Origin of the sequence: Sulfuriferula thiophila (assembly GCF_003864975.1) — a bacterium.
Lineage (GTDB): Bacteria > Pseudomonadota > Gammaproteobacteria > Burkholderiales > Sulfuriferulaceae > Sulfuriferula > Sulfuriferula thiophila.
Genome location: NZ_BHGL01000014.1, coordinates 15,262 through 27,329, shown reverse-complemented (window position 1 = coordinate 27,329; position 12,068 = coordinate 15,262). Strand labels below are relative to the sequence as shown.

The 12,068-nt window shown below is 54.8% G+C and carries 10 protein-coding genes; 4 read left to right on the top strand and 6 right to left on the bottom strand.

Annotated elements, in window-relative coordinates; translation table 11 throughout:
* Window positions 1–26 precede the first annotated feature (26 nt).
* Together mutM and EJE49_RS07825 are read left to right on the top strand one after the other, a co-directional pair.
* Window positions 27–845 (top strand): bifunctional DNA-formamidopyrimidine glycosylase/DNA-(apurinic or apyrimidinic site) lyase, encoded by an 819-nt coding sequence (mutM, locus tag EJE49_RS07830; RefSeq protein WP_124949863.1) that lies wholly within the window; start codon window positions 27–29, stop codon window positions 843–845.
* 94 nt (window positions 846–939) lie between these two features.
* A complete protein-coding gene (locus EJE49_RS07825) occupies window positions 940–2,901 on the top strand; it encodes a dynamin family protein (RefSeq protein WP_124949862.1) in 1,962 nt (653 codons plus the stop codon).
* 57 nt (window positions 2,902–2,958) lie between these two features.
* On the opposite strand, the gene EJE49_RS07820 is transcribed toward EJE49_RS07825, so the two are convergent.
* The 6 genes from EJE49_RS07820 to EJE49_RS07795 all read right to left on the bottom strand — a co-directional run bounded on the left by EJE49_RS07820 (window position 2,959) and on the right by EJE49_RS07795 (window position 7,226).
* Window positions 2,959–4,242, bottom strand: a complete 1,284-nt coding sequence (locus EJE49_RS07820; protein ID WP_124949861.1) for a dihydroorotase — start codon at window positions 4,240–4,242, stop codon at window positions 2,959–2,961.
* A gap of 1 nt (window position 4,243) precedes the next feature.
* A complete protein-coding gene (locus EJE49_RS07815) occupies window positions 4,244–5,194 on the bottom strand; it encodes an aspartate carbamoyltransferase catalytic subunit (protein WP_124949860.1) in 951 nt (316 codons plus the stop codon).
* Window positions 5,191–5,715, bottom strand: a complete 525-nt coding sequence (pyrR, locus tag EJE49_RS07810; protein WP_223246826.1) for a bifunctional pyr operon transcriptional regulator/uracil phosphoribosyltransferase PyrR — start codon at window positions 5,713–5,715, stop codon at window positions 5,191–5,193. The genes EJE49_RS07815 and pyrR overlap by 4 nt, the downstream gene beginning before the upstream one ends.
* Window positions 5,702–6,157, bottom strand: coding sequence for a Holliday junction resolvase RuvX (gene ruvX / locus EJE49_RS07805; protein WP_124949859.1), 456 nt, complete (start codon window positions 6,155–6,157; stop codon window positions 5,702–5,704). Before ruvX ends, pyrR begins: the two co-directional genes overlap by 14 nt.
* Window positions 6,141–6,701: a YqgE/AlgH family protein gene (locus EJE49_RS07800; protein ID WP_124949858.1), complete on the bottom strand. Its 561-nt coding sequence runs from the start codon at window positions 6,699–6,701 to the stop codon at window positions 6,141–6,143. Before EJE49_RS07800 ends, ruvX begins: the two co-directional genes overlap by 17 nt.
* A gap of 120 nt (window positions 6,702–6,821) precedes the next feature.
* Window positions 6,822–7,226, bottom strand: coding sequence for a rhodanese-like domain-containing protein (locus EJE49_RS07795; protein ID WP_124949857.1), 405 nt, complete (start codon window positions 7,224–7,226; stop codon window positions 6,822–6,824).
* Between the two features lie 254 nt (window positions 7,227–7,480).
* On the opposite strand from EJE49_RS07795, the gene metH reads away from it, so the two are divergent.
* Window positions 7,481–11,167: a methionine synthase gene (gene metH, locus EJE49_RS07790; protein WP_124949856.1), complete on the top strand. Its 3,687-nt coding sequence runs from the start codon at window positions 7,481–7,483 to the stop codon at window positions 11,165–11,167.
* Window positions 11,160–12,044, top strand: a complete 885-nt coding sequence (locus EJE49_RS07785) for a DMT family transporter (protein ID WP_124949855.1) — start codon at window positions 11,160–11,162, stop codon at window positions 12,042–12,044. The genes metH and EJE49_RS07785 overlap by 8 nt, the downstream gene beginning before the upstream one ends.
* The last annotated feature ends 24 nt before the right edge of the window (window positions 12,045–12,068 follow it).

The window sequence follows — 12,068 nt, the reverse complement described above, 5'->3', positions numbered from 1 at the left end:
GCCGTCACTTATTATAGACCCCAAAAATGCCTGAACTACCTGAAGTAGAAACCACACGACGCGGCCTGTTGCCGCATACCCGGCATCGCCAGATTGTCGATGTCATCGTGCGCAATCCGCGCTTGCGCTGGCCGATACCCGATAATCTTGCCGCGATTACACGCCACCAGACGATTACCGAACTCAGCCGGCGCGGTAAATATCTGCTCATTCATCTGGGCAATGGCACCATCATCATTCATCTGGGCATGTCAGGCAGCCTGCGCATTCTAGACAGCGCCACCCCGGCCGGAGTTCACGACCACGTCGATATCGTGCTTGATAACCAGCAGTGTATCCGCTTGCGTGACCCGCGTCGATTTGGCGCGGTGTTGTGGACTGAGCATGACGTATTCGCCCACCCTCTGCTCGCCAAACTCGGTGTTGAGCCACTCTCTGATGAATTTACTGGCGATTTATTACACCTGAAATCACGTGGCCGTACTATCGCTGTCAAGTCGTTCATCATGGACAGCCATATCGTGGTCGGCGTTGGCAACATCTACGCCAATGAAGCGCTGTTCCATGCCGGCATACACCCTGCCCTTGCCGCCGGCAAAATCAGCCGGCCGCGCTACGCCAGACTGGCTCTGGCAATCCGCGACACATTAGGCAAAGCCATCATCGCAGGTGGCAGCAGTTTGCGCGATTTCGTCGGCAGCGACGGGGCGGCTGGCTACTTCCAGCAGCAGTATTTTGTGTATGGCCGCACCGGCCTTCCGTGCCGTATCTGCAGCCAACCGATACAACAACTGCGTCAAAACCAGCGCACCACTTTTTATTGCCCGCATTGCCAAAAAAAATAGTGCTTTTTTCACTAAAAACCTTACACTTATCAGCAACTAAGCTTACAATCAGAAAATAATTATCGCTGCATTACAGCGTTTCGGAGGCCTCACCGTGTCAAACTTAACTTTAGCCCAACAATTCGAACAATACGGCGCATGGCGCGAAGGTCTGGCGTCGCAAATCAGCTCATACCGTGACTGGCTCAATCACGAAGAAATCAATGATTGGCAAATTGATCTGCGCCTGCAACATCTCATCGACCGTCTGGCCGAAGACAAGCTCAACGTCGCCTTCGTTGCCGAGTTTTCCCGTGGCAAATCCGAACTGATTAACGCGATATTTTTTGCTGATTACAAAAAACGCCTGCTGCCATCGACTGCGGGCCGCACCACCATGTGCCCGACCGAGCTGCTCTACGATGCCAGTCGCCCGCCTTCGATCCAGTTACTGCCTATCGCCACGCGCGCAGGCAATGTCACCACCACCGAATACAAGCGTTACCCGGACGAATGGACCACCATCCCGCTGGATGTGGATTCTGCTGAAGCCATGCTGGATACGCTGCAACGCGTCAGTGAGACCCAGCAGGTGAGCAAAGAAGATGCGGAGAAATATGGCCTGTACCGCGCGCAGGACGCTGATTCCTTACTCACCGTTTCCGCTGACGGCACAGTCGAAATTCCGCGCTGGCGTCATGCGATTATCAACTTCCCGCACCCGCTGCTGCAAAAAGGGCTGGTTATCCTGGATACCCCGGGACTCAATGCTATCGGTACCGAACCGGAATTGACGCTCAATCTGTTGCCAAGCGCCCATGCCATCATCTTCATTCTGGCAGCCGATACCGGCGTTACCAAATCTGACATCGAAGTCTGGCGTAATCACATTGCCCCGATGCAGGGTGGCCACCGCGGCAGATTAGTTGTACTCAATAAAATTGACGGATTGTGGGATGACCTCAAGTCACAAGAGGCGATTGACGCTGAACTGCAGGGCCAGGTGGAGAGTTGCGCTAATTTGCTCGGTCTGGAAAATAAACAGATCTATCCGGTTTCTGCGCAAAAAGGTCTGCTCGCCAAGATCAATGACGATGCAACTTTATTGGCCCGCAGCCGCTTACTGGAACTCGAGCACGCCCTGAGCGAAGAGCTTATTCCTTCCAAGCAGGACATCGTACGCGATAACACCGCCAGTGAAATGGGCGATCTGGTTACCAGCACCCGCGAACTGCTGGGTGCCCGCCTGCGCAATGTGGACGAGCAACTGGAAGAACTCACCGGCTTGCGCGGCAAGAATGAAGAAGTTGTGCAGCACATGATGACTAAAGTCGAAGAAGAAAAAGCCCACTTCGAAAAAGGCCTGCAACAATTCCAGGCGCTACGCAGCGTATTTTCACATCATTCCAATGAGTTATTCAGCCACTTGGGCATGGATCGCATCAAGACTGAAGTGCGCGATACCCGTATTGCCATGGAAAAAAGCCGGTTCAGCGCAGGTTTGCGCAGCGCGATGACCTCGTTCTTCACCAAGGTGGATCAGAACATCACCCATTCAGCGATCCAGATCGACGAGATCAAGGAAATGATGTCGGCCATGTACAAAAAATTCAGTGCCGAACACGGTCTGACCGAAGTGACGCCGCCGACTTATTCCACGTTCAAATACAAGAAAGAAATGGACAGGCTGGAGAAAAGCTACAACGAGCACTTTAATACCCTGCTCAACATGCTGACTAACGAGCAGTACACCCTGACTGCGAAATTCTTTGAGACGCTGGCCAGTCGTGTCGTCAATATCTATGAAGTTGCCAACCGCGAAGCAGACAGCTGGTTAAAAGCGGTGATGGCACCTATGGAAACGCAGGTACGCGAACACCAGATGCAGTTACGCCGCCGCCTGGAAAGCATCAAGCGCATCCACAAGGCAACAGACACACTGGAAGATCGTATTGCTGAACTACAGGAAATGCGCATCAACATTAACAATCAGTTGAACACGCTGGACAAACTGGACCGTGATATCAAGCATGCATTGATCGCTTCGTTAAATCAGCAAAGCGCCATCGCAGCTTAATCACTTGAACAAAACCCGGATTGCAGTTAATCAAATCACTGCAATCCGGCTATATTGCTACCGTTTTACCGCCTCAAACACTACCTGCCCCTCAACCAGCGTATACATCACCGAGCCTTGCATTTCATAGCCGAGGAACGGCGTATTTTTACCTTGACTGCGTAACCCCGCGGGCGCCACTGTCCAACGTTTTTCCGGATTGAAGACACAGATGTCAGCAGCATGACCAATGGCCAGATGCCCTGCATCCAGCCCAAGGATCTCTGCCGGATAGCGCGTAATCCGCGCAATCGCGTCACTCAGGCTCACCCCTTGCTCAGTTGCCCACTTTAACGTCAATGGCAGCAATAATTCCAGCCCTGTCGCGCCCGGCTCGGACTCCCCGAACGGCATTTGCTTGGCATCGTCATCCACCGGGGCATGGTTCGAGCACAGCGCATCTATCGTGCCCGCGGCCAAACCCGCACGAATGGCATCACGGTCACGAATAGCCCGCAACGGCGGCACCAGATGATAATTCGGATCGAAATAACCGATATCCATGTCCGACAAATGCAGATGATTGATGCTGACATCACAACTTATCTGGAGCCCTTCGGCCTTCGCTACCCGCACCATGTCGATGGCCTGCGCTGAAGACAAACGACACAAATGCACACGCGCACCCGTTTCCCGCGCCAACAATAAAATCGTCGCGACGGCGATTGTTTCGGCACTATACGGAATGCCTGGCAAACCCAGGCGGGTGGCAACAAATCCATCATGCGCAACGCCGCCTTTGGCCAGATGCGCATCCTCCGGACGCAACCACACAGTAAAGCCGAAAGTCGCCGCGTATTCCAGGGCACGCACCAGCACTTGCGTATCGGAAATGGAAGAATCTGCCTGCGAGAACCCAACGCAACCCGCATCGCGCAGCTCGGCCATTTCAGTTAAACGCTGACCTTCCAGCTTTTGCGTCAATGCCCCGATAGGATAAACCCGCGCTTGATTCAGATTCTGCGCACGGAATTTCAGCATTTCTACCAGCCCCGGCTCATCCAGTGGCGGATCCGTATCCGGAGGGCACGCCAGACTGGTGACGCCACCCGCACAAGCTGCGTTCATTTCCGACTCCAGCGTGGCCCGATACTCGAACCCCGGTTCACGCAAGCGCGCAGCCAAGTCCACCAGACCGGGACTGACGACACAGTCGCTGGCATCAATAATACGGTTGGCATGAAAACCGGCCGGCGCCATGCCGATAGCCACAATTTTACCTGCGGCAATAAACACATCAGCTTGCTGATCCAGGCCATTTTTAGGGTCTATCACTCGCCCGTTTTTAATTTGAATTTTCATGCTAATTGCCCGCCAAAATGCTCATAACCGCCATCCGCACCGCAATGCCGTAAGTGACCTGCGGCAAAATCACCGACTGCTTGCCATCCGCCACCGCAGAATCAATCTCCACGCCACGATTCATCGGACCGGGATGCATGACGATGGCATCGGGGCGTGCCAGCGCCAGTTTGTCCTGGGTCAGGCCGTAATACTTGAAATACTCCTGTGCGCTGGGTAAGCGCGCACCGCGCATGCGCTCGTTCTGCAGGCGCAGCATGATCACCACATCGACATCTTTCAATCCCAACGCCATATCGTGGTACACATGCACGCCCATTTGCTCAACGCCCGTTGGCAACAAGGTCTTGGGCGCAATCACGCGCACCTCCGGCACACCTAGCGTAGTCAACGCATGGATTTGCGAGCGCGCCACGCGCGAGTGCAACACATCGCCGACAATGGCCACGCGCAGATTATGAAACTCGCCTTTATATTTGCGGATGGTAAACATATCCAGCAAACCTTGAGTCGGGTGCGCATGGCGGCCATCGCCCGCATTCACCACATGGATATGCGGTGCCACATGGCGCGCAATCATGTGCGCTGCGCCAGATTGCGCATGACGCACCACGAACATATCCGCCTGCATGGCGGCCAGATTGTCCACCGTATCCAGCAAAGTTTCACCTTTGCTCTGGCTGGATGCACTGATATTCAGATTAATCACATCGGCAGACAAGCGTTTGGCGGCAATTTCAAAGGTGGTACGGGTACGCGTGGATGGCTCGAAAAACAGATTAAAAATCGCCTTGCCGCGTAACAGCGGTACTTTTTTAACCTCTTGCTCACTGACTGCAATGAAGCCTTCAGCGGTATCGAGTATCTGTGTCAGTATGGCGCGCGGCAAACCGTCTATCGTCAATAAATGACGCAAGCTGCCATCGGCATTAAGTTGGGGATTTAAGGTCATTTGAGGTCCACTAGTTTCAAACCAAGATTCATATCTGCATCGCGCACTAAATGGATGTGCTGATGAGCAGGCACCGACAATGCCGCGCCGACAAAATCAGCGGCAATCGGTAACTGCCGGTCGCCGACACGATCAATCAACACAGCCAGGCGGATACGCGCCGGACGGCCATAGTCAAACAGCGCATTCATCGCAGCGCGCACCGAACGGCCAGTGTAGAGCACATCATCCACCAGCAAAATATCCCGCCCTTCGACTTCAAAGGGCAAGCGCGTTGGTTTAACCTGGGCATGCAGACCTATGCTTTCAAAGTCATCGCGATAGAACGAGATATCCAGGCTGCCGTGCGGCATGGTGGCATCAAGCAACGGCTGCAGATGTTCAGCTGCCCAAACCCCGCCGGTATGCATCCCGACCAGAACCGTATTTGCCGTCAGCGTGGGTTTAATCGCTGTAGCCAATTGAATGACCAGCGCGTCGGCGCTTGGCAACTCCAACGCATAATCGCTAGGCAAGTTCATGAGCAGATTCCGTTTCATCAAAATATTGTTGCAAAATTTGTTGTGCAGCCACTTGGTCGAGCATGGTTTTCTGCTTGCGCCCACGCACTCCGGACGTGGTCAGCGCCATGCTCGCGGCAGTTGAACTGTAGCGCTCATCTACCCACACCACCGGCAAAACGAATCGGCCTTTGAGGCGATTGGCAAAGCGCAGGCACGTGGGGGCAAATTCATGCGGCGCACCGTCATCATGGTGCGGCATACCGACCACCAGCAGCACCGGTTGCCATTCATTGATTAACGCAGCAATACGCTCGAACCGGACAGTATTAATCTCGCTGGTGATGGTTTCCAGTGGGTGTGCCAGCCCCAGATCCAGAGTGCCTATGGCCACGCCAAGACGCTTCAGGCCAAAATCGAAGCCAAGCACCGCGCCGGATTGTCTGTTATGCGTGTCCGGCATCTTCGGACAAGTTGGCGTAATCCACACCCAGCAAACGCATAGCGGCTTCCAGCCGCTGTTCAGCCGGCATATCGAATATCACCTGAGCGTCAGCAGCAACCGAGAGCCAGGCATTTTGTGCCAATTCCTCTTCCAGCTGGCCGGCATCCCAGCCGGCATAACCCAGCGATACCATCATCTTGTCTGGCCCGCCGCCTTCACCGATCGCATCAAGGATGTCTTTGGATGTCGTCAGTCCCAGCGTGCCATTTACCGCGAGGGTAGATTGCCAGTGCCCCACCGGCTGGTGCAGCACAAAGCCCCGGCCGGTATCTACCGGCCCGCCAAAATATAGGGTTTGCTTTGCCAGTTCCGTACGTGCCAGCGGTGAGCCTATCTGTGTAAACAGATCACTCATATTCATTTCTATGGGACGATTGACGATAACCCCCAACGCACCCTCTTCGTTGTGTTCGCAAATATAGGTAAGCGTACGCGAAAAGCGTTCGTCGGCCATGCTGGGCATGGCAATCAGGAAGTGACCGGTAAGGTTGACAGTCTGCATAATAGGTTAATTGTAGCGACCTCAGACAGGAAGTACAATTTGTTAACGATCTGATGCAGACTATCCGAATAGATAATCTTGAATTAATACGATAATTTATTAAATCCGCTTATGCCGGAATCAAGCGCACAAACCCATAATATCGCCTATCTGGTCTGGCAACCTGATTAATTGACAGACATCATCAGAAGTAGTCTGAGGCATTAAATTCACCAAACCGACATAACCCTCGCGCAAATTATAAATATGGTGATAACCCTGCGCCTGTACAATATTGCAAGCCTCACAGGAACGATTGCCGGTACGACAGATAAAAATTACCGGGGTATCTACTCCCGCAACTTCCGCCACTGCGGCTGAAAAATCGGGATTAGGGTCCCACTCCGGGGTATACAGAGGGATATGGTATGAACCATACACGTAGCCGATTTCATCGCGTTCGTGCTGGAAGCGCACATCAATAATGACCGCATCTGGTTGGCGCACCAATAAACCTGACAATTCATGAGGACTGATTTGCAACATGACAAACCTCCACTGAGTAGTTTAATAAATGGCGCAACCTGCTTGATATATTCCGGCTCCGCCTGACTGACTAAACTGTAAGCAATGTACGTGCCAGCGAAATTCGCGGAATTTTCCGCAATTACTCCATGTTTTTGTTCACATTTCAACAACAATGACGAGATTCGCCATACATTGCACCTGGTGCCACAGACTGGCTTAAGCCCCTGATTCAACGTATCATAAACATCTTTCTGTCGTTTCTTTGAGTTGCCATGACTGACCGCACTGCCTTACTTAACGCCGCACTAAAAAATCGCATCCTGATTCTGGATGGTGCAATGGGCACCATGATCCAGAGCTATAAACTGGAGGAAGTGGATTATCGCGGAACAAGCTTTGCTGATTTCGGTCATGATCTTAAAGGCAATAACGACTTGCTGGTACTGACCCAGCCCCAGATTATCCGTGCCATCCATGCCGCCTATCTGGAAGCGGGTGCCGACATACTGGAAACCAACAGCTTCAACGCCACCGCGATCTCCATGGCGGACTACCACATGGAGCATCTGGTCTATGAGCTCAACGTGGAAGCAGCAAAACTGGCACGCAGCGCTGCCGACGAATACACCGCCAAGACCCCCGACAAGCCACGCTTTGTTGCCGGCATCCTTGGCCCTACCAGTCGCACCGCGAGCATGTCGCCGGACGTCAATGACCCAGGCTTCCGCAACGTCACTTACGACCAGTTAGTAACCACTTACACCGAAGCTATCCGCGGCCTGCTCGATGGTGGCGCAGACATATTGATGGTGGAAACCATCTTCGATACGCTCAATGCCAAAGCCGCCCTGTTCGCCATCGAAAAATTTTTCGACGAGCATGACTGCCATGCGCCGGTAATGATTTCCGGCACCATCACCGACGCCTCCGGACGTACGCTGTCAGGCCAGACCACCGAGGCCTTCCTCAATTCGGTGCGCCACATCCGCCCACTGTCGATCGGCCTGAACTGCGCGCTGGGTGCGCACGAGTTGCGCCAGTATGTGGAAGAACTGGCCGCCAAAGCCGACTGTTATGTCTCCGCCCACCCTAACGCCGGGCTACCCAATGCATTTGGCGAATACGATGAATCGCCGGAAGCCATGGCCACACAAATCGGCCCATGGGCGGCTGCCGGCATGCTCAACGTCATCGGTGGCTGCTGCGGCACTACGCCAGCGCACATCAAGGCGATCCGCGAAGCGGTAGAAGCATATCCACCACGCCCGATCCCGGACATTGAACGCAAGTTGCGCATTTCCGGCCTGGAACCGTTCAATCTGGGCGCGGGTGATCTGTTTGTCAACGTTGGCGAACGCACCAACGTCACCGGCTCCAAAATGTTTGCGCGACTGATCATCAACGGCCAGTACGATGAAGCGCTGGCAGTAGCGCGTAACCAGGTCGAAGCGGGTGCGCAGATCATCGACATCAACATGGATGAAGGCATGCTCGATGCGGAAGCCGCCATGGTGCGCTTCCTCAACCTCATCGCCTCGGAGCCGGACATCGCCCGCGTACCGATCATGATCGATTCGTCCAAATGGTCGATCATCGAAGCCGGACTGAAATGCGTGCAGGGCAAATGCATCGTCAACTCCATTTCCATGAAAGAAGGCGAAGCCGAATTCATCGAACGCGCCAAGCTGTGCATGCGCTACGGCGCGGCGGCAGTGGTAATGGCATTCGACGAAGTCGGCCAGGCCGACACCCAGGCGCGCAAAGTCGAAATCTGCACCCGTGCTTATAAAATCCTCACCGAGCAGCTTAACTTCCCGCCGGAAGACATCATTTTCGACCCGAACATCTTCGCCGTAGCGACCGGTATCGAAGAGCATAATAATTATGCCGTTGATTTCATCGAGGCCACCCGCGAGATCAAACGTACCTTGCCGTTTGCCAAGATTTCCGGCGGTGTGTCCAACGTATCGTTCTCGTTCCGCGGCAATGAACCAGTACGCGAAGCGATCCACACTGTATTCCTCTACCATGCTATCAAGGCCGGCATGGACATGGGCATCGTCAACGCAGGACAATTAGGCGTGTACGATGCAATCCCCGCCGATCTGCTGGAGCGAGTGGAAGATGTCGTCCTCAACCGTCGTCCTGACGCTACCGAACGTCTGGTGGAGTTTGCCGATAGCGTTAAAGGCTCGGCCAAGGAGCAGACTGAGGATTTAAGCTGGCGCGAGGCACCGGTGGGGCAGCGCCTGACCCATGCACTGGTCAAAGGCATTACCACGTACATCATTGAGGACACCGAAGCCGCCCGTCTGGAGGCAGCTCGCCCGATCCACGTCATTGAAGGCGCGTTGATGGATGGCATGAATGTGGTCGGCGACCTGTTCGGCGAAGGCAAAATGTTCCTGCCGCAAGTAGTTAAATCTGCGCGGGTGATGAAACAGGCGGTCGCTCACCTGATCCCGTTTATTGAGGCGGAAAAGGCATTGAGTGGCGAATGCGCAGAAGCCAAAGGCAAGATCATCATGGCCACGGTCAAGGGCGACGTGCATGACATCGGCAAGAACATCGTCGGCGTGGTGCTGGCCTGCAACAACTACGACGTGGTCGATCTGGGCGTGATGGTGCCTGCCGCCAAAATCCTGCAAGCAGCGATTGATGAGAAAGCCGACATCATCGGCCTGTCCGGACTGATTACCCCATCGCTGGAAGAAATGGCGCATGTCGCCAAGGAAATGGAGCGGCTGGGTATGAAGCTGCCGCTGCTCATCGGCGGCGCGACCACCTCGCTGGCGCACACCGCGGTCAAGATCGAGCCGAATTACAGCGGCGCCACCGTATACGTAAAAGATGCCTCGCGCGCCGTCGGCGTCTGCACGCAACTGCTGTCACCCGACTTGCGCGACGCCTACATGGCAGAAGTCAAAGCCGATTACATCCGCATCCGTGAGAGCCACAAGGGCAAACGTGCCCAATCGAAACGCGCCACGCTGGCACAGGCCCGCGCCAATGCGCTGGTCACCGACTGGACGACGTACACGCCGCCAGTACCGAAACAGCTAGGCATCCAGGTTTTCAAGGACTACCCGCTCGCCGAAATCGCGCGCTATATTGACTGGACACCTTTTTTCCAGACCTGGGAACTGCATGGGCGTTACCCGAAAATACTGCAGGATGAAGTAGTCGGCGAAGAAGCGCGCAAGCTGTTTGCCGATGCCCAAGCCATGCTCAAACGCATCATCGCGGAAAAATGGCTGCATGCCAGCGGCGTTATCGGCCTGTTCCCCGCCAACCGCGTGGATGATGACATCGAAATCTATACCGATGAAACCCGCAGCACGGTGGCCATGACCTACCACGCCCTGCGTCAGCAGATGGAAAAGCCGCCAGGCCGCCCGAACATGTGCCTGGCCGATTTCATCGCACCTAAAGACAGCGGTGTGAAAGATTATATTGGCGGCTTTGCCGTCACTGCCGGGCTGGACATGGATGAGCGCGTCGCGGCCTACGAAAAGGATCTGGATGACTACAACGCCATCCTGCTCAAGGCGCTGGCCGACCGCTTTGCCGAAGCTTTTGCCGAGTGCATGCATGCTCGTGTGCGCCGCGAATTCTGGGGCTATGCTGCCGACGAGACCCTCAGCGACGAAGAACTGATCGACGAGAAATATCGCGGCATCCGTCCCGCACCTGGTTACCCGGCCTGCCCGGAACACAGCGAGAAAGCCGGGCTGTTCGCGTTGCTGCATGCTACTGAAAATACTGGCATGCAGCTCACCGAGAGTTACGCCATGTTGCCCGCCTCCAGCGTCTCCGGCTTCTATTTTTCCCACCCCGAATCCAGCTATTTCGCCGTTGCCAAGATAGACCGCGACCAGCTCGAAGATTACGCACGCCGCAAGGACTGGGATATCGCTACTGCCGAGCGCTGGCTGGCACCTAATCTGGGTTATGAATAAACGGGTACTGCCCGCTTATCTCGGCGTCATCCTGATCTGGTCAACCACGCCGCTGGCGATACAGTGGAGTGGCAGCGGCGCTGATTTTGTGTTCCCGTTGCTGGCGCGCATGGTCATCGGCTTACTGGCCTGCGTGATGATCATGGCTGCCATCCGCCTCAAACTGCCCTATCACCGTGCCGCCCTGCATGCCTATGTCGCTGCCGGACTGGGCATATTCGGGGCGATGCAATTGGTGTATTGGGGCGCGCGCTTCGTACCATCAGGGCTGATTGCGGTGTTATTCGGTCTGGTGCCATTATTCACCGGCATTATCGGGCTGCTGCTCGGCAGTGATGACCGCCTCAGCTTCGCCAAACTCGCCGGCATCCTGCTCGGTCTGGTCGGTCTGGGCGTTATTTTTGGTGCCGGCACGCATATCGGCGCGCAGGCCATGCCTGGCTTTGTTGCCGTGCTGGGTGCTGTGATGCTGCAGTCTGGCAGCCTGGTATGGGTAAAGCGGGTCGGCGCAAGCATTCCGGCATTGGCGCTCACCACCGGATCACTCACTTTGGTAGTAGCGCTGTCGTTACCACTCTGGTGGCTGCTATTCGGCCACATTCCCACGTTCACTGCCCAGAATGCCCTGTCTACCTTATATCTGGGTATTTTCGGTTCCGTGGCCGGGTTTACCTTATATTTTTACGTTACCAAGCACCTGCAAGCCGGGCAGGTTGCGCTCATCACCCTGATCACTCCCGTCAGCGCCCTGCTACTCGGGCAATGGCTCAACCATGAACAAGTCGGTTTCGACATCTGGCTGGGTACGGCACTGATACTGCTGGGTTTGGGCCTGCATCAATGGCAACAGTTACTGCCTGTTTCTAGGGTAAAATAAGCTTTATTTCGCATACCCGTTTAC

Coding starts and splice junctions, on each gene's coding strand:
- mutM (WP_124949863.1), top strand. CDS start 27: ATGCCTGAACTACCTGAAGTAGAAACCACACGACGCGGCCTGTTGCCG.
- EJE49_RS07820 (WP_124949861.1), bottom strand. CDS start 4,242: ATGAAAATTCAAATTAAAAACGGGCGAGTGATAGACCCTAAAAATGGC.
- EJE49_RS07815 (WP_124949860.1), bottom strand. CDS start 5,194: ATGACCTTAAATCCCCAACTTAATGCCGATGGCAGCTTGCGTCATTTA.
- pyrR (WP_223246826.1), bottom strand. CDS start 5,715: ATGAACTTGCCTAGCGATTATGCGTTGGAGTTGCCAAGCGCCGACGCG.
- ruvX (WP_124949859.1), bottom strand. CDS start 6,157: ATGCCGGACACGCATAACAGACAATCCGGCGCGGTGCTTGGCTTCGAT.
- EJE49_RS07800 (WP_124949858.1), bottom strand. CDS start 6,701: ATGCAGACTGTCAACCTTACCGGTCACTTCCTGATTGCCATGCCCAGC.
- EJE49_RS07795 (WP_124949857.1), bottom strand. CDS start 7,226: ATGTTGCAAATCAGTCCTCATGAATTGTCAGGTTTATTGGTGCGCCAA.
- metH (WP_124949856.1), top strand. CDS start 7,481: ATGACTGACCGCACTGCCTTACTTAACGCCGCACTAAAAAATCGCATC.
- EJE49_RS07785 (WP_124949855.1), top strand. CDS start 11,160: ATGAATAAACGGGTACTGCCCGCTTATCTCGGCGTCATCCTGATCTGG.